This is a genomic window from Patulibacter sp. NPDC049589 (genome assembly GCF_040675535.1).
Lineage (GTDB): Bacteria > Actinomycetota > Thermoleophilia > Solirubrobacterales > Solirubrobacteraceae > Patulibacter.
The window spans coordinates 1-22,352 of sequence record NZ_JBFAPC010000008.1 but is presented as its reverse complement, the minus strand read 5'-3'; the positions used below and the strand labels follow the sequence as shown (position 1 = coordinate 22,352).

At 74.2% G+C, this 22,352-nt stretch carries 18 protein-coding genes; 12 read left to right on the top strand and 6 right to left on the bottom strand.

Annotated features, from left to right (window positions below):
• The first annotated feature begins 253 nt into the window (after positions 1 to 253).
• From AB0L40_RS02675 to AB0L40_RS02655, 5 genes are all read left to right on the top strand, one after another.
• The gene (locus AB0L40_RS02675; RefSeq protein ID WP_364348759.1) at positions 254 to 1,195 is read left to right on the top strand and encodes a phosphoribosylanthranilate isomerase; all 942 of its coding nucleotides are present in this window, start codon (positions 254 to 256) and stop codon (positions 1,193 to 1,195) included.
• Positions 1,195 to 2,550, top strand: a complete 1,356-nt coding sequence (trpB, locus tag AB0L40_RS02670) for a tryptophan synthase subunit beta (protein ID WP_364348756.1) — start codon at positions 1,195 to 1,197, stop codon at positions 2,548 to 2,550. Before AB0L40_RS02675 ends, trpB begins: the two co-directional genes overlap by 1 nt.
• The gene (gene trpA / locus AB0L40_RS02665; protein ID WP_364348753.1) at positions 2,547 to 3,395 is read left to right on the top strand and encodes a tryptophan synthase subunit alpha; all 849 of its coding nucleotides are present in this window, start codon (positions 2,547 to 2,549) and stop codon (positions 3,393 to 3,395) included. Before trpB ends, trpA begins: the two co-directional genes overlap by 4 nt.
• 177 nt (positions 3,396 to 3,572) lie before the next feature.
• Positions 3,573 to 3,761 (top strand): hypothetical protein, encoded by a 189-nt coding sequence (locus AB0L40_RS02660; RefSeq protein WP_364348750.1) that lies wholly within the window; start codon positions 3,573 to 3,575, stop codon positions 3,759 to 3,761.
• A gap of 12 nt (positions 3,762 to 3,773) precedes the next feature.
• Positions 3,774 to 4,955, top strand: coding sequence for a hypothetical protein (locus AB0L40_RS02655; RefSeq protein WP_364348748.1), 1,182 nt, complete (start codon positions 3,774 to 3,776; stop codon positions 4,953 to 4,955).
• 90 nt (positions 4,956 to 5,045) lie between these two features.
• Here AB0L40_RS02655 and AB0L40_RS02650 read toward each other — a convergent pair whose 3' ends face one another.
• Entirely contained in the window at positions 5,046 to 5,972 is a 927-nt protein-coding gene (locus AB0L40_RS02650; RefSeq protein ID WP_364348746.1) for a TIGR01777 family oxidoreductase, read from the bottom strand.
• Positions 5,973 to 6,255: 283 nt separating this feature from the next.
• On the bottom strand, positions 6,256 to 7,668 hold the full coding sequence (locus AB0L40_RS02645) for an NAD-dependent malic enzyme (protein ID WP_364348744.1): 1,413 nt from the start codon (positions 7,666 to 7,668) through the stop codon (positions 6,256 to 6,258).
• A gap of 196 nt (positions 7,669 to 7,864) precedes the next feature.
• On the opposite strand from AB0L40_RS02645, the gene polA reads away from it, so the two are divergent.
• The gene (gene polA / locus AB0L40_RS02640; RefSeq protein WP_364348741.1) at positions 7,865 to 10,651 is read left to right on the top strand and encodes a DNA polymerase I; all 2,787 of its coding nucleotides are present in this window, start codon (positions 7,865 to 7,867) and stop codon (positions 10,649 to 10,651) included.
• 220 nt (positions 10,652 to 10,871) lie between these two features.
• On the opposite strand, the gene AB0L40_RS02635 is transcribed toward polA, so the two are convergent.
• Positions 10,872 to 11,951 carry an AbrB family transcriptional regulator gene (locus AB0L40_RS02635; RefSeq protein WP_364348738.1) on the bottom strand — a complete coding sequence of 360 codons (1,080 nt, stop codon included), beginning with the start codon at positions 11,949 to 11,951 and terminating at the stop codon, positions 10,872 to 10,874.
• A 64-nt stretch (positions 11,952 to 12,015) separates the two neighbouring features.
• Here AB0L40_RS02635 and AB0L40_RS02630 point away from each other — a divergent pair, with 64 nt between their 5' ends.
• From AB0L40_RS02630 to AB0L40_RS02610, 5 genes are all read left to right on the top strand, one after another.
• On the top strand, positions 12,016 to 12,843 hold the full coding sequence (locus AB0L40_RS02630; RefSeq protein WP_364348735.1) for a siderophore-interacting protein: 828 nt from the start codon (positions 12,016 to 12,018) through the stop codon (positions 12,841 to 12,843).
• Positions 12,844 to 12,848: 5 nt separating this feature from the next.
• A complete protein-coding gene (locus AB0L40_RS02625; protein ID WP_364348732.1) occupies positions 12,849 to 13,904 on the top strand; it encodes an iron-siderophore ABC transporter substrate-binding protein in 1,056 nt (351 codons plus the stop codon).
• Positions 13,905 to 14,022: 118 nt separating this feature from the next.
• Entirely contained in the window at positions 14,023 to 15,084 is a 1,062-nt protein-coding gene (locus AB0L40_RS02620; RefSeq protein WP_364348729.1) for an iron chelate uptake ABC transporter family permease subunit, read from the top strand.
• Positions 15,081 to 16,178 carry an iron chelate uptake ABC transporter family permease subunit gene (locus AB0L40_RS02615; protein WP_364348726.1) on the top strand — a complete coding sequence of 366 codons (1,098 nt, stop codon included), beginning with the start codon at positions 15,081 to 15,083 and terminating at the stop codon, positions 16,176 to 16,178. The genes AB0L40_RS02620 and AB0L40_RS02615 overlap by 4 nt, the downstream gene beginning before the upstream one ends.
• A complete protein-coding gene (locus AB0L40_RS02610) occupies positions 16,175 to 17,020 on the top strand; it encodes an ABC transporter ATP-binding protein (protein ID WP_364348723.1) in 846 nt (281 codons plus the stop codon). Before AB0L40_RS02615 ends, AB0L40_RS02610 begins: the two co-directional genes overlap by 4 nt.
• Before the next feature lie 273 nt (positions 17,021 to 17,293).
• On the opposite strand, the gene AB0L40_RS02605 is transcribed toward AB0L40_RS02610, so the two are convergent.
• From AB0L40_RS02605 to AB0L40_RS02595, 3 genes are all read right to left on the bottom strand, one after another.
• Positions 17,294 to 17,602, bottom strand: coding sequence for a glutathione S-transferase C-terminal domain-containing protein (locus AB0L40_RS02605; RefSeq protein WP_364348721.1), 309 nt, complete (start codon positions 17,600 to 17,602; stop codon positions 17,294 to 17,296).
• A 67-nt stretch (positions 17,603 to 17,669) separates the two neighbouring features.
• Positions 17,670 to 19,328: an alpha-amylase family glycosyl hydrolase gene (locus AB0L40_RS02600; protein WP_364348718.1), complete on the bottom strand. Its 1,659-nt coding sequence runs from the start codon at positions 19,326 to 19,328 to the stop codon at positions 17,670 to 17,672.
• Positions 19,329 to 19,442: 114 nt separating this feature from the next.
• Entirely contained in the window at positions 19,443 to 20,996 is a 1,554-nt protein-coding gene (locus tag AB0L40_RS02595; protein WP_364348715.1) for a DHA2 family efflux MFS transporter permease subunit, read from the bottom strand.
• A gap of 237 nt (positions 20,997 to 21,233) precedes the next feature.
• Here AB0L40_RS02595 and AB0L40_RS02590 point away from each other — a divergent pair, with 237 nt between their 5' ends.
• Positions 21,234 to 22,283, top strand: coding sequence for a patatin-like phospholipase family protein (locus tag AB0L40_RS02590; RefSeq protein ID WP_364348712.1), 1,050 nt, complete (start codon positions 21,234 to 21,236; stop codon positions 22,281 to 22,283).
• Positions 22,284 to 22,352 lie beyond the last annotated feature (69 nt).

Genomic DNA, 22,352 nt, shown 5'->3' with positions numbered 1-22,352 from the left:
GGTACCGAACTCGATGCCATGCGCGGGCCGGCCGGCGACCCGGGTCCGGCCGTCGACTTGCGTACCGGTGAGGTACCGAACTCGATGCGATCCGCGGGCCGGCCGGCGACCCGGGTCCGGTCGTCGACTTGCGTACCGGTGAGGTACCGAACTCGATGCGATCGCGGCCCGCGCGCCGACCCCGCCCGCCCGTCTCGACGGTCGGCACCGGGCGCGCAGGGCGGCCGGAACGGGAGCCGCCTACGATGGACGGGTGCAGGACGACCAGCAGGCACCCTCCGCGACGCCGCCGACGGCGCGCCCGCGACCCGTCCGGGCCGCGCCCGTCGCGCCCCGGGACACCGTCGCCTCCGCCCCCGAGGCCCCGGGGCCGAAGGCCGTGGTGCGGACCCGCATCAAGATCTGCGGGATCACGAACCTCGAGGACGCCGAGTTCGCCGTCGAGGCCGGCGCCTGGGCGGTCGGCCTGATCCTCTGGCGCAAGTCCAAGCGCCGCTGCCGCATCGAGGAGGCCCAGCGGATCGGGGCCGCGGTCAAGCGCCGCGTCGAGGTCGCCGGCGTCTTCGTCAACGCCACGATCGACGAGATCGCCCTCGCGGTCGACCAGTGCCAGCTGACGATCGTGCAGCTGCACGGCGACGAGGGACCGTCCTACTGTGCCGAGGTCGCCCGTCGCACGGGCGCCAAGGTCATCAAGGCCGCCCGCGTGCGCACCGGCGCCGACGTCACCGCGCTGCGGCCCTTCCATACGGACTTCCACCTATTGGACACGCACGTGCCCGGCGTCCAGGGCGGCACCGGCGAGACGTTCGACTGGAAGCTCGCGCGCACCCGCCGCGCGCCGACGGGCGAGAAGCAGCCGCCCCTGATCCTCTCCGGCGGCCTGCGCCCCGACAACGTCGCCGAGGCCGTCCGCGAGGTCCGGCCCTACGCGGTCGACGTCGCCAGCGGCACCGAGCGGGCGCCCGGCAAGAAGGACCAGGCGCTGATCACCGACTTCGTCCGCGAGGTCCGCGGCGCGTTCCGCGACGCCGAGCAGCCCGGTGACGCCGCTGCGACCCCGGACGCTGCCGTGGCCCCGGCCGCGGACCAGGACGCCGGCGCCGAGCGCCCGACCGCCGCGAGCCCCGCGGCGGCCCAGCAGGCGGCCGGCGCCGAGGCGGGCGCCGGCATCAACACGACGACGGAGTCCTGATGAGCGCCGGTTCCGAGCAGCGCTTCGACGCGGTCGTCGGCCCCGGCCGAGGCGCGCCCCGGCCCGAGGTGGGCAGCGAGCGGCGCTTCGGCCCCTACGGCGGCCGCTACGTCCCCGAGTCGCTCCTGCCCGCCCTCGACGAGCTCGAGGCGGTGTGGTCGCAGCTGCGCGACGACGCCGACTTCCAGAGCGAGTTCCGCGGACTGCTGCGCGACTACGTCGGCCGCCCGTCGCCGCTGTATCTGGCCCGCCGCCTGAGCGAGAAGGCCGGTCGCGAGATCTGGCTCAAGCGCGAGGACCTCAACCACACCGGCGCGCACAAGATCAACAACGCGCTCGGCCAGTGCCTGATCGCCAAGCGGATGGGCAAGCCGCGCGTCATCGCCGAGACCGGCGCCGGACAGCACGGCGTCGCCACCGCGACCGCCGCCGCGCTGCTCGACCTCGAGTGCGTCATCTACATGGGCGTCGAGGACATCCGCCGCCAGATGCCCAACGTCCAGCGCATGCGCCTGCTCGGCACGACGGTCCAGCCCGTCGAGTCCGGAGCCCGCACGCTGAAGGAGGCCGTCTCCCAGGCCTTCCGCGACTGGGTCGCGAGCGTCGGCAACACCCACTACGTGATGGGCACCGCGGCCGGCGCGGCGCCGTTCCCGGCGATCGTCCGCGACCTGCAGCGGATCATCGGCGACGAGGCCCGCGAGCAGATCCTCGCGCAGGCCGGCCGCCTGCCGGACCGCGTCGTCGCCTGCGTCGGCGGCGGCTCCAACGCGATCGGCATCTTCACAGCGTTCCTCGACGACCCGGACGTCGCGCTCGTCGGCGTCGAGGCCGGCGGTCACGGGATCGCCTCCGGCTCCCACGGCGCCGTCCTCGCGAGCGGGGTCGACGCGGGCGTCCTGCACGGCTCCTACGGGCCCGTGATGCAGGACGCGCAGGGCCAGATCCTCGAGGCCCACTCGGTCTCCGCCGGCCTGGACTACCCGGGCGTCGGCCCGCAACACGCGTGGCTCCGCGACAGCGGCCGCGCGACCTACGTCCCGGTCGAGGACGACGACGCCGTCCGCGCCTTCCGCGAGGTCGCCCGTCTGGAGGGCATCATCCCGGCGCTCGAGTCCAGCCATGCGCTGCACCACGTGCTCCACGTCCCCGCGCCCGAGGTCGAGGTCGACCTCGTCTGCCTGTCGGGCCGCGGCGACAAGGACCTCGCCGAGGCGCTGGCCAAGCTCGAGGAGATCGACGGCGCCGACGCGCTGAAGATCGACGGCGAACGCTCGATCGCCCCGGCGCTCGGCAGCGATCCCGCCGCGGACGAGGATGGGAACGGCCCGCAGGGCGGGGAGGAGGTCCGATGAGCACCGATCCGACCACGAGGTCGACGCTGCGCGGCGGCGCGGGGGAGGAGCGGCTCGCCGCGGCCTTCCGCGACCACGAGGGCGCCGCGGCCCTGATGCCCTACATCATGGGCGGCTACCCGGACCTGGCGACGTCGCGTGAGATCGCGAAGGCCTACGTCGACGGCGGCGCCGACCTCGTCGAGCTCGGCGTCCCCTACAGCGACCCGCTGGCCGACGGCCCCGTCGTCCACGCCGCCGGCACCGCGGCCTTGAACGCGGGCGTCACCGTCGACGACGTCTTCGCGCTGGGCGAGCAGCTCGCCGCCGACGTCCCCGTCGTCCTCATGACCTACGCGAACATCGTGCTGCGCCCCGGCATCGAGACGTTCGCCGGGCGCCTGCGCGACGCCGGCTTCTCGGGCCTGATCGTCCCGGACCTGCCGATCGGCGAGGACTCCGGCGACGTCGTCGCCGCCTGCGACGCCGCGGGGATCGCCTTCGTCCCGCTCGTGGCCCCGGCGACCAGCGAGGCCCGCGTCGCCGAGGTCCGCGCCGCGGCCCGCGGGTTTCTCTACGCGGTGTCCGTCACCGGCACCACCGGCGAGCGCGCGTCGCTGTCGGACCAGTTCGAGGACGTCGTCCGCCGGGCGAAGACCGCCGGGGTCCCGGCCGGCCAGGGCGCCGAGGTGCCCGTCGGGCTGGGCTTCGGCATCGCCAACGGCGAGCACGCGGCGCAGGCCGCGGCCGCGGGCGCCGACGGCGTGATCGTCGGCAGCCGCCTCGTGCGCGCGGCCGGCGAGGACGACCCGGTCGCCGCCGTGACCGCCGTCATGAACGACCTCGCGGCGGGCCTCGGGCGCTGAGCCCGGGGGCGCATCGCCAGGCCTCCGCGCGGCGCCCGTGCGCCCGTCCCCGGACCTCGTGGCCCGCCGGTGCGATGCCCGCGGCGCCACGTCCCGGGCCGCGCCGGACCGGCCGCCGGCGGGCGACCCGCACGCCTGCCGTCGGCCGTCGGCCGTTCGCGGTAGATTCCCCGGTCCATGGGTCTCATCTACTCGATCACCGCTGCGGTACTCGTCTGGATCGTTCTCTGGGCGCTTGGCTTCAAGTCGTTCGACGCGATCCTCATCGCCTCCGGCCTGATGGTCCTCTCCACCGCCGTGTGGAAGGTCCTCTCCTACTTCCCGGGTCGCGGCACCGAGACGTCCGTCCCGGACACCAACTCCTGAGGGCCTGAGCCGGTGCCCTCCGCGGCGCACCGCGCCGCGCTCGCACTGGCGCTCGTCGCCACCGGCGTCGGCGTCCTCGGCTGCGGGGACGACCCGACGGGTGAGAAGGCCGGCGCCAGCAAGTTCGCCGTCTACCTCGGCGTCCCGACGCGCGGCCCCTGGGGTCCGCAGGGCCTCGCGATCTCCGCCGGCGCCGAGCTCGGGCTCGCCGACTCCGGCGGCGGGGCCGGCGCCTTCAGCCTCCGCCTGTCGGAGCGCGACGTCACCGACGACGACGGAATCGCCGTCGGGGTCGCCGGTGCCGCCCGCGAGGCCGGCGTGGTCCTGCGCGACGCCGGCGCGATCGGCGCGATCTCCGGTCTGTCCGCCGTCTCGGTCCGCGAGTTCGGCCTGCTGGCCGCGCAGACGGGCGTGTCGTTCGTCGACGCGAGCGGCGACGACGTCCGCGAGTCACAGGCGGACCTCCAGCCCCGCGGCCGGCGCTCGTACATCGACCTCAGCCCGACCGACGCGGCCGTCCAGCGCGGCCTCGCCGACCGTGCCGAGGCCGCGGGCTGCCGGCGCACCGTGGTCGCCGACGCCCGCTCCGCGGCGGCGGGCCCGGCCTACGACCTCTCGGCCCTGCGGCCGGTGGCGAGCGCCCACGCTACCTCGTGGACGGACGCCGGCCTGCGCAAGCGGGTCGCCGGCGCGTTGACGGGTCGCACCGACTGCCTGGTGCTGAGCGGTGACCCCTCCGGGGGCGAGCCCGCCGGGCTGCTGCGCTCCCTCGGCACGCGGCTGAAGGGCCGCACGGTGCTGCTCTCGCGCGGTGCGGCCTCCCAGGCCACCGCCCGGCTCGTCCGCGAGGAGGGCCTGAAGGCCGAGGCCGTCGTCGACGACGTCGTCCCGGACGCCACGCCCGAGGGTCGGCGGATCGACGCGCTCTACCTGCGGAAGCACCACACCCCCGCCCCGGTCGGCGTGATCAGCGGCTGGCGGAGCGTCAAGCTCGTGCTCCGCGGCCTCGGCGCCGCGGGGGCGAAGGGCAACCGCCGCGACGGCGTGGTCGCGGCCTTCGTGAAGGTCCCGGTCCCCGGACCGCCCGCCCAGGGCCGGCAGAACGCCGACGGCACGATCACGACGCCGGCGCTGAGCGTCGCCCGCGCCGAGTCGTACGGCTGGCGCGCCGTCCGCGCCATCGACTCGCGCTGACGCCGGCGGGGTCGTCCCGACGGCGGCCTCCGCCCGGGGGGGACGTGTCCGGCCGCGTCGCCCGGACGGCGTCGTCCGGGCCGAGGCGGCTCAGCCCCCCAGCAGGTCGTCCAGCGCCCCGGCCAGCCCGGGGTGGTCGAAGCGGTAGCCGAGCTCCTCGGCGCGGCCCGGGCGCATCCGGGAGCTGTCGAGCACCAGCGCCGACATCTCGCCCAGGACGGTCCGCAGGACGAAGGCCGGGGCGGGGAAGAGCACCGGACGGTGCAGCGCCTGGCCGACGGCCTTGGAGAAGCGCTTGTTCGTCGCCTCCTCCGGCGCCGCGGCGTTGACCGCGCCGCTGAACGTCGGGTGGTCGAGCGCGGCCAGCAGCAGGCCGACCTCGTCGTCGACGTGGATCCACGGCACGTACTGCCTGCCGTTGCCGAACCAGCCACCGAGGCCGAGTCGGAAGGGCTTCGCCATCACCGGCAGCGCCCCGCCGTCGGCGGCGAGGACGAGTCCCGTGCGGACCACCGCGACGCGCAGGCCGTGCGCCTCCGCCCCGCGGGCCGCGGCCTCCCAGCCGGACGCGAGGTCGGCGAGGAAGTCGTCGGCGGGCGGGTGCTCCTCGGTGATCTCGGCATCGCCCGTGTCGCCGTAGTAGCCCGACGCGGAGCCGTTGACCAGGGCCTTCGGCCGCTCGGTCGTCGCGCCGATCGCGGCGACCAGCTGCTTGGTCGTGTCCACCCGCGACGCGCGGATACGCGGCTTCGACGACGCGGTCCAGCGCTGGAAGACCGGCTCGCCCGCGAGGTTGACCACCGCGTCGCGGCCCTCCACGGCGGCGACGAGCGACGGGTCCGGGGTGGAGCCGGCGTCGCGGCCCGGGGCCCAGCAGACGGCCTCGACGTCGCCGAGCGCCTCGCGGGCCCGGTCGGAGTCCCGCGACAATACGGTGACGCGGTCGCCGCGCTCCTGCAGCCGCGCGACGAGTCGCGAGCCGACGAGTCCGGTCGCTCCGGTGACGGTGACGTGCATCGTGGTCCTCCTGGGTTCGGGGCTGCGGACCCGGTCAAGGGTACGCGTGCCCGGCCCGTACCCGGGGAACGGGCCCGCCTCCCGTGGACGGCGGGAGGGCGGACGCGGGGCGGGTCGGTGGTCGCATCGAGTTCGGTACCCGGGCGGTACGGAAGTCGATGGCCGGCCGGCGCGCCGTTCAGCAGTCGGCGGTCGCGTCGAGTTCGGTACCTCAGGAGTACAGAAGTCGATCGGCGCCGCGACGGACGGGCCGCCGACCCGCCCGGCCGCACCGCCCGGCCCCTCAGACGCCGGCGGCGGCCAGCGCCTCGGCCTTCACCGCGGCGGCCACGGCCGGCGCCACGTCACGGTCGAAGACGGAGGGGATGATGTGGTCCTCGCGCAGGTCCTCCTCGGCGACGAGGTCCGCGATCGCGTGGGCGGCGGCGATCTTCATGCCCTCGGTGATCTGCTGCGCGCGGGCGTCGAGCGCGCCGCGGAAGATGCCGGGGAACGCCAGGACGTTGTTGATCTGGTTCGGGTAGTCCGAGCGGCCCGTGGCGATGATCCGCGCGTACGGGGCGGCCTCTTCCGGGGAGACTTCGGGGTTCGGGTTGGCCATCGCGAAGACCATCGCGTCGGGGTTCATCACCGCGAGCTTCTCGGCCGGGAAGATCCTCGCGCCCGACAGGCCGATGAAGAGGTCGCGCCCGGCGAGGTGGTCGCCCGGGTGCCCGGTCAGGCCGTCGGGGTTGCTCATCTCGGCGTACCAGCGCTTGACGCTGTTCATCGAACCGTCGACGTAGTCGGCGCGCTTGGTCGAGACGAGGCCCTTGGAGTCCGCGCCGATGACGTCGGTCACGCCGGCGGACAGGAGGATCTTGGTGACCGCGATGCCGGCGGCGCCCAGGCCGGTGACGAGGACCTTGACGTCTTCGAGCCGGCGGCCGGTGATCTTGCAGGCGTTGATCAGCGCGGCGAGCGTGACGATCGCGGTGCCGTGCTGGTCGTCGTGGAAGACCGGGATGTCGAGCTCGGCCTTCAGGCGCTCCTCGATCTCGAAGCAGCGCGGGGCCGAGATGTCCTCGAGGTTGATGCCGCCGAAGGTCGGGGCGACCGCCTTGCAGATCGCGATGATCTCGTCGGTGTCCTTGGTGTCCAGGGCGAGCGGGAACGCGTCGACGTCCCCGAACTCCTTGAACAGCACGCACTTGCCCTCCATCACGGGCAGCGACGCCTCGGGGCCGATGTCGCCGAGGCCCAGGACGGCCGTGCCGTCGGTGATGACCGCGACGGTGTTCTTGCGGATCGTCAGGTCGTGGGAGAGCGAGACGTCGTCGGCGATCGCGTTGCAGACCCGCGCCACGCCCGGCGTGTAGGCCATCGCGAGGTCGTCGCGGGTCTTCAGCGGGTGCTTCGGCGTCGTCTCGAGCTTGCCGCCCTCGTGCACCTGGAACGTGCGGTCCGTGATCGCCAGGACGCGCGCGCCGGCCCGATCCGTGATCGCGGCGGAGATCGTGTCCCACGCGCTCTGGCCGTCGGCGGAGACGGTGATGTCGCGGACGAGCGTGTCGCCCGTGACCGATACGAGCGCGACGTCGCCGATGACGCCTCCCGCGTGTCCGATGGCCGATGCGACCTCGCCGAGGGCTCCCGGCTTGTGGTCGATCTCCACCCGGATGACGATCGAGTACTGCGCTGACGGCGTTCCGCTCACGAGGCCAACACTAGTACGCGCCAAGCACCGGGTCGGGTGCGGCCTAGTATGCAAGTTCGCCCTCCACGACGAGGATCGCGGCCCTTTCGCGTGCCCGGCGCGAATCCGGCGGACGCCGTCCCGACGGTCGGGCGGGGCCCGTTCGGCGGGGCTTGGCACGGCCGACGTCGTCGCCCGTGATCCGTAGGCTGGGGCGGTGGCCCCCAAGACCCCCGACCTCCTCCTGATCGACGGCAACTCGCTGGCCTACCGGGCGTTCTTCGCGCTGCCCGAGTCGATCGCGACGTCGACGGGCGAGCCGACCAACGCGATCTTCGGCTTCGCGTCGATGCTCGTGAAGCTCTACCAGGACCTCGGGCCCGTCCCGACCGCCGTCGTCTGGGACGCCGGGATGTCGGGCCGCAAGGAGGTCTACCCCGAGTACAAGGCCCAGCGCGCCCGCAAGCCGGACCTCCTGCGCCAGCAGTGGCCGTTCCTCGCCGAGATCTCGGCCGGCTTCGGCTACGCCAACGTCTCCTCCGAGGGGTGGGAGGCCGACGACGTCATCGGCACGCTGTCGGTCCACGCGCGGGAGCGCGGCCTGCGCACCGTCATCGTCACCGGCGACCGCGACCAGTTCCAGCTGATCGACGAGGGCGACCTCGTCGGGGTGATGGCGACCGCGCGCGGGATCACCGAGGTCAAGGTCTACGACCACCAGGCCGTGATCGACCGCTACGGCCTGCCGCCGGCGCTGATCCCCGACTTCTACGGGCTCAAGGGCGACACGTCGGACAACATCCCGGGCGTCCCGGGCATCGGCGACAAGACCGCCGCGCAGCTGCTGCAGCAGTTCGGTGACCTCGAGACCGTCCTCGCGTCCGTCGACCAGATCTCCGGCGCCAAGCGCAAGGAGAACCTGACCAACCACGCCGAGAACGCCCGCATCTCCCGCGAGCTGGCGCGCATCCACACGGACGTGGAGGTCGACTACGACCTCGACGCGCTGCTGGTCGCCAAGCCCGACGCCGCCGCGCTGCGCGAGTCGTTCATGCGCTTCGAGCTGCGCGACCCCTGGCGCCGGCTGGAGCCGCTGCTCGACTCCGACGGCCGCCCGACGGCCGCGAAGGGCGCGAAGCCCGACGCCTCGACCGTCGATGCGCCCGTGCGCGAGGTCGCGCTGGACGACCTGGCCGCGGCCCTCGCCGAGCACGACCCGGCGGACGGCGACCCCGCGGCCGTCGCGGTCGCCGTCGTCGAGCCCGTCGCGGCGGAGCAGGAGGAGTCCGGCCAGCTCTTCGACCCCGACGCCACCGAGGAGACCCCGGCCGAGGGCGACGCGCCCGCGGCCGACCCGCACCCGCTGCGCTTCGCCGTCGCGCGGCTGCACGACTCCCGACCCGTCGAGTTCTTGGTCGGGGGCTGCGACACGCCCGCGGACGTCCTCGTCGCCCTCGAGGACCGGCCGCTCGTCGTGCACGACGGCAAGGCGCTGGCCGAGGGCGGCGGCGCGCGCCCGGACGACGACGGCGCGGGGGAGGCCGGCGCGACCGACGGCGGTGCCCACGGGTACAAGGCGCCGCGCCTCGCGCACGACACCCTGCTCGCGCAGTACGTCCTGGAGCCGCAGCGCCGCGGCTACCCGCTCGACGAGCTCGCCGACGAGGCGGGCGTCGCGGTCGCCGACGGCGTGCAGGACCTCGCCGCGGCGGCCGCCGGCCGCGTGGCGCTGCTGGCGATCCACCAGCGCAAGCTGCTGCACGACGCCGGCCTGAGCGACCTCGTGCGCGACGTCGAGCTGCCGCTCGTCGACGTGCTGCGCGAGATCGAGCGGGAGGGCGTCCGCCTGTCGGTCCCGCGCCTGGACGCGGTCGGCACCGAGGTCCGCACCGAGATCGGCGAGCTGCAGACGAAGATCCACGCGCTCGCCGGCCGCGAGTTCACGATCGGGTCGCCCAAGCAGCTCGGCGAGATCCTCTTCGACGAGCTCGGCCTGACGACCAAGCGCCGCGGCAAGACCGGCTTCTCGACCGACGCCCGCGTGCTCCAGCAGATCCGCGACGAGCACGAGATCGTCCCGCTGATCGAGCGCTGGCGCGAGCTCTCGACGCTGACGAAGACGTACCTCGACGTGCTGCCGAAGCTCGCCTCGGCGGACCCGCAGAGCCGGATCCACACGACGTTCCAGCAGACCGTCGCGCAGACCGGGCGGCTGTCGTCGACCGACCCGAACCTGCAGAACGTCCCGGTCCGGACGGCCCTCGGCCGCCGGATCCGCGGCTGCTTCGAGGCGGCGGAGGACATGGTCCTGCTGTCCTGCGACTACTCCCAGGTCGAGCTGCGGATCCTCGCCTACTACGCCGAGGAGGAGACGCTCCGCGACGCCTTCCGCGAGGACCGCGACGTCCACACCGCCACCGCGATGCGCGTGTTCGGCGTGGGGGAGGACGAGCTCGACGCCGGCCTGCGGTCGAAGGCCAAGATGGTCAACTACGGCATCGCGTACGGGCTGACGGACTTCGGCCTGGCCGAGCGCCTGAACATCCCCCGCGGCGAGGCCGCCGACGTCATCGACCGCTACTTCGCCGAGTTCACGGGCGTGAAGACGTTCATCGACTCCACGATCGAGCAGGCCAAGGAGGCCGGCGAGGTCCGCACGATGTTCGGCCGCCGCCGCCTGATCCCCGAGTTGCGCGCCCGCAACCCGCAGATGCGCTCCCTCGGCGAGCGCCTGGCCGTCAACACGATCATCCAGGGCACCGCCGCCGACATCATGAAGCTGGCGATGATCGGGGTCCGCAAGGCCCTGGACGACGCCGGTGTCCGCTCGCGGATGGTCCTGACGATCCACGACGAACTGCTCGTGGAGGGCCCGGCGTCCGAGATGGACGGCCCGGACGGCGTCAAGGCCCTGGTCGAGCGCGAGATGATCGCTCCGTGGGTCCAGGACCCGCCGCTGAAGGTCGAGGGCGGCGTGGGCAAGACCTGGATCGACGCCAAGTAGGAGGCGGTCGCGGGGTTCAGGTAGCGGCTCTCCGGTTGCAGGCCCCGGCGGGCCCGCGCCCGCGTCCGATGCATCGAGTTGTGGACCGTGGGGGTCCCGAACTCGCCGGCCACCGCCCGCCGGGCGACCCCGCGCCCCCTCGCATCGACTTGTGGACCGTGGGGGTCCCGAACTCGTCCCGGCGCGACCGAACCCGCCGGGACCGGCCTCCGGCCCCCGGTCAGAGGCGGGCCGTCGCCGCCCGCTCCCGCCCCGCCAGCCAGCGGGCCAGCAACGGCGCGGCCAGGAGCATCGCGAAGAGGCGGAGGACCTGGACCGCGAGCACGAACGTCGCGTCGACGTCGCTCGTCGAGGCCGCGGCCAGGACCGCGTAGAGGCCGCCCGGCGTCGTCGCCAGGTACGCGTCCAGCGCGCCCACGTGGGCCAGGGGGACGAGCAGCATCCCGAGCCCCGCGGTCACGAGGATCAGCGCGGCGATCATGCCGAGCGTGGCCGGCAGGATCCGTGCCGCGTGGCGCAGGCTGGCGACCGTGAAGCGCAGGCCGACCGACAGGCCGATCACCACGTAGGCGACCTGCAGCACCGCCGGCGGCACCGGCGCGACCAGTGACACGCCGCCCAGCGACAGCCCGGCCGCGACGATCAGCGGCCCGAGCAGCGAGCCCGCGGGCAGGCGGGTCATGCGGGCCAGGAGCGTCCCCGCACCCAGGCAGAGCACGAGCATCGCCACGCCCTCGAGCCACGGGCCCGACGGTCCGCCGGGCCCGGCGGATCCGCCCCCGCCGCCGCCCGCGATCCCGGCCACCAGCGGCGTCAGGACGACGATCACGAGGACCCGCAGGTACTGCATGACGGCGACGAGGCGCTCGTCGGCACCGAGCTCGCGGCTGATCGCGACGATGCCGGACGCGCCTCCCGCGACCATCCCGAAGGACGCCGTCGGGCGGTCCAGCCCGGTCAGGCGGCTCATCGCCAGCCCGGCCAGGACGGTCGCGACGAGCGTCGCCAGCGTCACACCGAGGATCGGCGCCGCGTTGCCCCCGATCTCCGTCAGCGTCGAGCTCTGCACGAGGATGCCGAGCGACACGCCGAGGACGCCCTGCGCGCCCCGGGCGCCGAGGTCCGGCACGTCGAGCCCCCAGGTGGTCCGCAGCGCGAACGCGAGGCCGACCAGCAGGCCGGCGAAGAGCGCGGGAGAGGGCACGCCGAGGGCCGCCGCGCCGAAGCCGCCCGCCGCGGACGCCGCCGCCACGACGGCCCAGCGCCGGATCGCGGGGTCCGTGAGGGCGGGACGCGGCACGAGCCCCGAGTCTGGCACCTCGGTCCCGACGCCCACCGGCCCCGTCCTTGTTAGGGTGACCTACATGTCTGCATCGCTGTCCCCCGCCGCGCTCCGGGCCAAGGAGCGCCCGTCACCGCTCACGACGGGACACATCACCGTCGCGGGGATCGAACGGGTGACCCCCGGCGTCCAGCGGATCACGTTCGCCGGTGAGGACCTCGCCCGGCTGCCGGACGAGGAGCCGGGCGAGATCATCACGCTGATCTGGCCCGAGGACGGAGCGGACCGGCCGGAGCTCCCGGTCAACGGCTGGCGCTTCGCGCCCGACGCCCCGGACCAGCACTGGCGCAACTACACCGTCCGGGACTACGTGGCGGACGGCCCCGACGGCCCGCTGCTGACGGTCGACTTCGTTCTCCACGGCGACCACGGCCGCTGCTCCCGCTGGGCGACGGGCGCGCAGCCGGGGGAGGTCCTCGGCTTTGCGGGTCCGCGGATCCACTTCTACGGCGAGCCCACCGCCGACTGGACCCTCCTGGTCGGCGACGAGACCGGCCTGCCGTCGATCGCCGCGACGCTGGACCGCCTGCCGCCCGGCCATCCGACGCTCGTGTTCGTCGAGATCGCCGACGCCGGCGAGCGCCAGGAGATGGCGTCGGAGGCGGACCTCGTCCTCGAGTGGGTCACGCGCGACGGCGAGCCCGCGGGACGTTCCCGGCGGCTGGAGGAGGCGGTCCGCGCCGCATCGTTCCCGCGCGGCACGGCGAAGGTCTGGGTCGCGGGTGAGTCGCTCGCCGTGCGCGGCCTGCGCGAGCACCTGCGCGACGAGCGCGGCCTCGCGATCGGCCCCCAGCAGGCGATCGGCTATTGGAAGCACCGGGACACGCCCGACGACGTCGAGGAGGCGTGAAGGTCATGTCCGCGGTCCCCGCGCGGCCATGCCTGCCGCTCCGAGTCCTCCTCGCCCTGCTCGTCGCCGGCCTCCTCGCCCTGGCGCTTGCCGCGTGCGGGAGCGACTCCGACGACGCCGGGTCGGCCGCGCCTACCTCGTCGGCCGCGGGGGCGCCCGCCTCGGCGTTCCCCGTGACGATCGAGCACGCCCACGGCAGCACGACGATCGAGCGCGAGCCCAAGCGCGTGGTCGCGCTGGGCTGGAGCGACCAGGATCCGTTGCTCGCGCTGGGCGTCAAGCCCGTCGGCACGGTCGAGTGGTTCAACGAGGAGCCCGGCGCGATCTTCCCCTGGGCCGAGAAGGCAGCCGGCGGCAGCGTCCCCGAGATCGTCGCCCTGGCGGACGAGACGAACTACGAGAAGGTCGCCGCGCTCCGCCCCGACCTGATCCTCGCGCTCTACGAGGGCATCGACGAGACGAAGTACGACAAGCTCTCGAAGATCGCCCCGGTGGTCGCCAACGACCCGAAGTACGACGCGTTCGGCGCGCCGTGGGAGGACATGACGATCACGGCGGGGCGTGCGGTCGGCCGCGAGCCCCAGGCCCGGAAGCTCGTCGACGACCTGCACGCCCGCTTCGCGACGCTCCGCGGCGAGCACCCCGAGTGGAGCCGGCAGACGCTCGTGATGATGGCGGACCTCGTCGACGGCAACTTCAGCGTCTTCTCCCCGCAGGACGCCAAGACGCGCTTCTTCGCCGCGCTGGGCTTCAAGACCACCCCGAAGTTCCTCGACGGCCGCTTCAAGACGGGCGAGAACACCACGATCGTCAGCGCCGAGGAGGCCCGGCTCCTCGACGTCGACCGCCTCGCGTGGACGTCGGACCCGGTGCTCGTCGGGAAGCTGCGGAAGAACCGGCTCTACAACCGGCTGGACGTCGTCAAGGACGGCCGCGTGTCCTACCTCGACTACACGAAGGCCCCGTTCACCGGCGCGGCGGTCACGTTCAACAGCGTGTTGAGCATCCCCTACGCCCTGGACCGCGTGATCCCGCAGCTCGCTGCCCCGAAGACGCGCTGACCCGCACCGCCGGCGGCGCCCGCCCGGCGCCCCCGGCCGCGGCCCGCCGGTTCGCCGGCAGCGCGGCACCCCGCCGTGCGGCAAGGTCTCCCGATCCCCGTTAGGGTTCCCTTTGTACGTGAGCGTCAGCATCTCCACGAGCGCGCCGACGGCCGAGCCCGTCGCCCCGGCCGGCTCACGCCGCCGCAGCTCGCTCCTCGCCCTCGGGCTGCTCGCGGCGATCGTGGTCCTCGTGGCCGTGGTCGCCGCGAGCGTCAGCGTCGGCGCGCGCTCGATTCCGCTGGACCGCGTGTGGGACCTCGTGTTCCACCCCGACGGCTCCGACGAGGCGGTCGTCGTCCACGACCTGCGCATCCCGCGCACCCTGCTCGGGCTGCTCGTCGGCGCGGCGCTGGGCATGGCCGGCGCGCTGATGCAGGCCCTGACCCGCAACCCGCTCGCCGACCCCGGCATCCTCGGCGTCAACGCGGGCGCGGCGGCCTGCGTCGTCGGCGGCATCGCGATCTTCGGCTACGTCGACCCGAAGGTGCAGGTCTGGTTCGCGTTCCTGGGGGCGGGCCTCGCGACCGTGATCGTCTACGGCGTGGCGGCGCGCGGGGGAAGCGGCGCGACGCCGGTCCGCCTGGCGCTGGCCGGCATCGCCCTGACCTTCGCGCTCTACGCCGTCGTCCAGGGCATCACGACGCTCAAGCCGCGGGTCTTCGACCAGTACCGCTTCTGGCAGGTCGGGTCCCTGGCCGGACACGAGCAGGCGCTCGCCGGCCAGATCGCCCCGTTCATCGTGGTCGGGGTCCTCCTGGCGCTCGCCCTCGCCCGACCGCTGAACGCCCTGGCGCTCGGCGAGGACGTCAGCCGCGCGCTCGGTGCCAACGTCGCCCGCACCCGGGCGCTCGGAGCCCTCGGCGTGACGCTGTTGGCCGGCGCCGCCACCGCCGCGGCCGGGCCGATCTCGTTCGTCGGGCTGACCGTCCCGCACGTCGCACGGGCGATCACCGGGCCCGACCAGCGCTGGGTGCTGCCGTACTCGCTCGTGCTCGCCCCGATCCTGCTGCTCTCGGCCGACGTCATCGGGCGGATCGTCACGCGCCCCGGCGAGCTGCAGGTCTCCATCGTCACGGCGGTGATCGGCGCCCCGGTCTTCATCGCGATCGTCCGCCGCAAGCGGATCGCGCAGCTGTGAGCACGGCGACGGAGGTCCCGGTCGCGCACGCGACCACCGGCGCGGTCGCGGGGCTCGGCCGGGTGGTGCGGGTGCCCGTGGTCGGGCTCACGCTGCGGGTCCAGCCGCGGGTCGTCGGCGTCCTGGGCGTCCTCGCCGTGGTGCTCCTGGTCTTCTTGGTCCTGGCGGTCGGGACGGGGGAGTACCCGATCAGCCCCGGCCAGGTGATCTCGACGCTGCTCGGCGGGGGCGACCAGAGCACGTCGTTCATCGTCGAGACGATCCGGCTGCCGCGCGCGCTGACCGCGGTCCTCGTCGGCGCCGCCCTGGGTGCCGCCGGCGCGATCTTCCAGTCCGTCACGCGCAACCCGCTGGGCAGTCCCGACATCATCGGATTCACCGCGGGCGCGTCCGCCGGAGCGGTGCTCCAGATCGTCGTCTTCGACGGCGGGTCCGGCGCAGTGGCCCTCGGCGCGCTCGCCGGCGGCATCGGCACGGCGGTCGTCGTCTGGCTGCTCGCCTTCCGCGGAGGCGAGGGCGTCCAGGGCTACCGCCTGATCCTCGTCGGCATCGGCACCAGCTTCGTGCTGGTCGGCGTCACCGACTACCTGCTGACGCGCGCCCGGCTCGAGGACGCAGCCGCCGCGAACGTCTGGATCACCGGCAGCCTCAACGGCCGCGGCTGGGAGCACGTGGTGCCGGTCGCGGTCACCCTGGCGGTCGTGCTGCCGCTCGTCTTCCTCGCCGCGCGCGAGCTGCGGATGATGGAGATGGGCGACGACGCGGCCGTCGCGCTCGGCGTGCCGGTGGCGGCCGCGCGCAACGGGCTGCTCGTGCTGGCGGTCGCCCTCACCGCGGTCGCGACGTCGTCGACCGGGCCGGTCCTGTTCGTCGCGCTCGCGGCCCCGCAGATCGGGCGGCGGCTGACCCGGGCGACGGGTCCGGGGGTCGGCGTCGCGGCGATGACCGGCGCGGTCCTGCTGATCGCGAGCGACTTCGCCGCCCAGCGGCTCTTCCCCGACCAGCAGCTGCCGGTCGGCGTGGTCACCGGGGTCGCGGGCGGGGGCTATCTCATCTGGTTGCTGTGGAACGAATGGCGAGGCGGTCGAGCATGACGCAGGATCCGACGACGGACGGGGCGCGGCTCCGCGGCGAGGGGCTCGCCCTCGGCTACGACCAGCGGACGGTCTCCGAGGACCTCACGGTCGAGATCCCCGACGGGTCGTTCACGGTGATCGTGGGGCCCAACGCCTGCGGCAAGTCGACGCTGCTGCGCGCCCTGGCGCGCATGCTGAAGCCGTCGTCGGGCACCGTGGTCCTCGACGGCGGGCCGATCCAGAGCCTGCCGTCCAAGGAGGTCGCTCGGCGCCTGGGCCTCCTGCCGCAGAGCTCGATCGCGCCGGACGCCATCACCGTCGCCGACCTCGTCGCCCGCGGCCGCTACCCGCACCAGGGCCTGCTCCGTCAGTGGTCGCGCGAGGACGAGCGCGCGGTCGCGGCCGCGATGGCCTCCACCGACGTCACCGACCTCGCCACCCGCGCGGTCGACGAGCTCTCCGGCGGCCAGCGCCAGCGCGTGTGGCTGGCGATGGTGCTCGCCCAGGAGACCCCGATCGTCCTGCTCGACGAGCCGACGACCTTCCTGGACATCGCGCACCAGATCGAGGTCCTCGACCTCTGCGCGGACCTCCACGAGGAGCAGGGCCGCACGATGGTCGCGGTCCTTCACGACCTCAACCACGCCTGCCGCTACGCGACCCACCTGATCGCGATGCGCGACGGCGCGGTGGTCGCCGAGGGCGACCCGTCCACCGTCGTCGACGCCGAGCTCGTCGAGCGGGTCTTCGGCCTGCGCTGCCGGGTCATCCCGGACCCGGAGACCGGGACCCCGCTCGTCGTCCCGGCCGCCCGCCAGCGCGACCGTTCATCGCCGACGGCGACGGTCGCGACCGCCTGAGAGACCGCGCTCGCGCGGGCCGACGCCCGACGCCGTCCGTTCCCCGCCGCGGGCGGCGGGGGGCCGCGTCGTAGGTGCCGCCGGCGTCCTGGGCGTCGACGAAGCGCTGCAGCCGGAAGGGGTCCGCGGTCGGGCTCATGGAGGGCCGCTCTCCCGTGCGGTTCGGCCGGAAACGTCGACCCCTCCGGTTCGGCCGACCTGCTCGACCCGTTCGCCCGGCCGCCGGCCCGCGCCCGGGCCGTGGTCCCGTCCGGCCACGGGCCCGGGCGCCGATCAGCCGACTGCGGGCGCCCGCACCGCCTCGGCCCGCAGGTTCGCCGGCCGGGCGGCCGCGCGGTCGAGGTAGTCGCGCAGCGGGCCGTCCTCGTCGATCAGACCACGGCGGAACGCCGTGCCGAGCGGCCCGCTGCAGAGGACGTCCGCGACGGTGAAGCGGTCGCCGAGGAGCCAGGGGCCCTCGGTCAGCGCGTCGCGCAGGGCGTCGGCGACCGGGGTGAACCGCTCCGCCAGGGCCTCCAGGTCCTGGCCCGCGCGCTTGGCGCGCATCCACGGGAAGACGCGGGCTCGCGATCTGACCGGCACGACGGTACGTACCGGCCGGCCGTCGGTGCCGCGGCGGCGCGCCGGCCGGTCCGCGGCGACGACGTCCTCAGCCGCGCGCGACCACGGCGCCCTGCCACGGGGCGAGCCGCAGGCGCTCGGGCGCCGTCCCGTCGTCGCGACGCCGCGTGGCCAGCAGGACGCGCCCGCCCGGCAGCTCGACGTCGCGGCCCGACAGGTTGACGTGGCAGTCCAGCGGGCCGCGGCGCAGCGTGAGCACGCCGTCGGCCAGCTCCGGCAGCTCCATCGGGGCGCGGTGCAGGTCGGGGTGCGCGCCGCGCAGCGCGATCAGGTCGGTGGTGGTGCGCAGGTGGCTGTCGGGGTCGCGCTCCTGCGCCTCGACGCTCGTCCGGGCCGGGTCGTGGGCGGGCAACCAGGGCGTCGCGCTGCTGAACCCCGCGTGCGCGGAGCCGTCCCACGGCATCGGGGCCCGGTGGGGGTCGCGGCTCTCCTTGCCGGGCAGGCCGCCGTGCGCGAGCGGGTCGCGCGCGTCCTCCACCGGGATCGGCGGCGCGTCCTCCAGACCGAGCTCGTCGCCGTAGTAGAGCATCGCCGTCCCACGCAGGCAGAGCAGGAGCATCAGGGCGCCCCGGACGCGGTCCTGGTCGCCCTCCAGCCAGCGCGTGACGTAGCGCGAGCCGTCGTGGTTGGACAGCGTCCAGACCGGCTGGGCGTGGGCCGGGAGGACCCGCTCGGTCTCGGCGATGATCTCCCGCAGCGGCCCGGCCTCGTACGGCTGGCTCATGAAGCGGAAGTTGAACGCCATGTGCAGCTCGCTGCCGCCGCCGGCCCCGGTGTCGCCGTAGTAGCGCGACAGCGCCGCGAGGTCGTGCGTGTTCGTCTCGCCGAGCAGGATCGGGCGGCGCGGATGGCGGTCCAGCAGCCCGCGCCACTCGCGCAGCACGTCGTGGACCTCGGGCCGGTTCATCGAGTAGACGGGCCGCTGGCCGCGCAGGCGCACGTTCGTGCGGTCCTCGGCGGTGGCGGGCGGGTTGTCGCGCAGCTCGCGGTCCTTGACGATCGCCTGGCAGACGTCGACCCGGAAGCCGTCGACGCCGAGCCCCGTCCAGTGCCGCAGGATCGTCCGGAACGCCCGGCGGACGCGCGGGTCCCACCAGTTCAGGTCCGGCTGCTGCGGCGTGAAGTTGTGCAGGTAGTACTGGCCGGTCGGCTCGTGCCAGGCCCAGGCGGGCCCGCCGAACATCGAGACCCAGTTGTTCGGCGGGGAGCCGTCGGGCCGCGGGTCCGCCCAGACGAAGAAGCCCCGGAAGCGCGCGTCGCGCCCCGTGCACGCGTCGACGAACCACGGGTGCCGGTCGGAGGTGTGGTTGGGGACGATGTCGTGGATGACGCCGAGGCCCCGCTCGTGCGCGGCGTCGAAGAGCTCCCGCGCGTCGCCGGCAGTGCCGAAGTCCGGGTGCACGGCCAGGTAGTCGGAGACGTCGTACCCCCAGTCCGCGTTGGGGCTGTCGGTGATCGGCGTCATCCAGATCCCCGAGACGCCGAGCCGCTGCAGGTACGGCAGGCGGGCGGCCACGCCCGGCAGGTCGCCGTGCCCGTCGCCGTCGGTGTCGAGGAACGAGCGCGGGTAGACCTGGTAGAGGACGCCGTCGCGCCACCAGCCCGGGTGCAGGGGCGTGGGCGCCCAGCCCGGGTCCGGCTGGGTCGTGCGCGCGGGGGCTGGTGGCGGGGTGCGGACCGTCGACATCCACCGGGAACGGTGGCGGACAGGGCGGACGGGTGCGCCGCGCCCCGTCCGCGCGCCGCCTGACGCGCGCTCCGGTTCCGGGGGATCCGCGCGACGGACGCCCGGCCCGGCGGGCTACTCCGCCAGGACGACCGGCGGCGGGACGCGCTCGCCGCCCGGCCCGCCCGGCCCCGCGGGCGCGGGCTTCGTCTTCATCAGCGCCATCGCGAGCGCCGGCAGGAACGCGAGCGCCAGCAGCACCAGCGCCCATACGAACGTGCCGCCGAACGCGCTGGCCAGCGGCTCCGCCACGGCGTCGCGCTGGGCGCCGCTGAGGCCGTGGACGGCCTCGAAGCCGCCGCCGCCCCCGGCACGCGAGCCGAGCTCGTCCTTGATGTTCGACGCCAGGACGACCGACACGATCGCGGTGCCGATCGACGCGCCGGACTGCCGGATGATGTTCATCGCGGTGCTCGTCCGGGCGATGGCCTGCGGCGGGACCGACTGCATCGCGGCGGTCATCGTCGGCATCATCGAGAAGCCCATCCCGAGGCCGAGGACGAAGCCGAACGACGCCAGCAGCGTCAGCGACGTGTCCGCGTCGACGAACGCGAACGGCGACATCCCGATCACGAGCAGCGGGATGCCGAAGGCCGCGAGCCGGTTGGGGCCCATCCGGTCGGTCAGCCGGCCGGCGATCGGCATCGTGATCATCGCGCCGACGCCCTGCGGGATCAGCAGCAGGCCGGACCCGAGCGCGGACTCGCCGCGGACGGACTGGTAGTAGAGCGGCACGAGCAGCAGCGCGCCGAAGAACGAGATCGAGAACAGCAGGAAGACGCCCGCGGCCGCCCCGGCCCGGGTGCCGACGAAGGTGCGGATGTCGATCAGCGGGTCCGTCGCCGTCCAGCTGTGGCGCAGGAACGCGGCGACCAGGACGGCGCCGACGACGATCGGGGCCCACGACTTCGTCGCGCCGAAGCCGTCGCTGGAGGACTCGGCGAGGCCGAAGATCATCACCGTCAGGCCGGGGGAGAGCAGCAGCAGGCCGAGCCAGTCGAGCTTGTGCGTCGCCTGGGGCGCGTCGGTCTCGAGGACCCGGAGGGCGCCGAAGAAGCCGACGATGCCGATCGGCACGTTGATGTAGAAGATCCAGCGCCAGGAGACGTCGTCGACGAGCCAGCCGCCGAGGACCGGCCCGACGATCGGAGCGATCAGCATCGGCACGCCGAGCGCGCCCATCACGCGGCCCATTCGGTGGGGGCCCGCCTTCTTGGTCATGATCGTCATGACCGCGGGCATGATCATGCCGCCGCCGATGCCCTGGAGCACGCGGAAGAAGATCAGCGACTCGGCGCTCCACGCGAGGCCGGAGAGGATCGACCCCGCCATGAAGAGGACGAGCGACCAGAGGTAGATGCGCTTGGTGCCGAAGCGGTCCGACGCCCAGCCGGTGATCGGGATCACCGACGCGAGCGCCAGGGTGTAACCGGTCACGACCCACTGGATGGTCGTGATCGAGGAGTTGAAGTCGGACGCGAGGCGGTCGATCGCGACGTTGATGATCGTCGTGTCGAGGATCGACATGACCGCGCCGATCATCACGACACCGGCGACGAGCCAGGTCTCGCGATCGATCGGATCCGACGCGCCGGGCATGGCGCCCGACGCAGCAGGGGAGGAAGCCATGGTTGGGAATCCTACAGTGACTAGAAGATTCCGGCCACGGCATGGCGCGGAGGCGCGCGTCGGTCTTCCGCGGCCCCCGGCCTCGCGCGACGCGCCCGCGCGGATCCAGTGGGAGCGGGACCCGACCTGCGGGTAGGGGATGATGGAGTGATTCCCCTGTTCTCTGACAATCAACCTTCGGACGATCCTGTCCGACTGGACATGGATGAACCGCCGTTCCGTGACGATGATGTGAACGTGGACCACATCTCTCGCGTGCTGGAGCGTCGTCGCGCCGGGTACCCCGACCCGTACAAGCTCGCGCTGTGCATCGAGGGCGGCGGCATGCGGGGCGTCGTGTCGGCCGGGATGGTCGCCGCGCTGCAGGACCTCGACGGCGCTCGCCTGTTCGATCACGTCTACGGCTCGTCGGCCGGCGCCCTCAACGGCGCCTACTTCCTCGCAGGCCAGGCCCACGAGGGCCTGCCGATCTACTTCGAGGACCTCCCCGCACGGCGCTTCGTCAACTGGCGCCGGTACCTCAGCGGCGGCCCGCTGCTGCACCTCGACGACCTCATCGACGAGGTCATGACGCACGTCCGCCCGCTGGACTTCGAGGCGCTGCACCACAGCCGGCCGACGTTCCACGCGCTGGCCTACGACCTCGTCGAGCAGCACGTCGTCGCGATGCCCGACCCGCGCGACCGCGAGGGCCTCTTCGAGCGCCTCCGCGCGTCCTGCCGCGTCCCGGTCTTCGGCGGTCCGCCGGTCGTCCACGGCGAGCACGCATGGTGCGACCCGCTGCTGCACGAGCCGATCCCGTGCCGCACGCCGCTGGCGCTGGGCGCCACGCACCTCGTGGTGCTCTCCACGCGTCCGACGCCGGCCCACCCGCGCGCCGGCGTCGTGCAGCGCTCGTTCGAGGGCCGCCTCCTGTCGCGGTGGGACCCGCGCCTCGCGGCGTCGATGGTCTCCGACGGCACCACGCCGTACGACGACACGACGCTGCTCGCGGACCTCGTCGAGGCCGGCCGGGCGCTCGTGATCACCCCCGAGGGCCCGATCGTCGGCCGCCTGGAGACCGACCCCGACGCGCTGCGGGCCGGCGCCGAGCGCGGCCGCGCGGCCGTGATGGCGTACGACGCGCTGACCGGCGGGGACCGCCACCCGGCACGGGCCGAGCAGCCGGTCGCGATCCCCGTCCCGTCGACGGACGTCGTGCCGGCCGGCGTGACCGCGGCGGCGGTCGCCGAGGAGACCGTCGACGCCGAGACCGTGGACGCCGAGCCGACGTCGACGGCTCGGTGATGGCTTTCGGGCTGCGCGAGCTCGAGGATCCGTTCGCGCAGCGAGAGGAACCCGGGACAGCGGGCGACG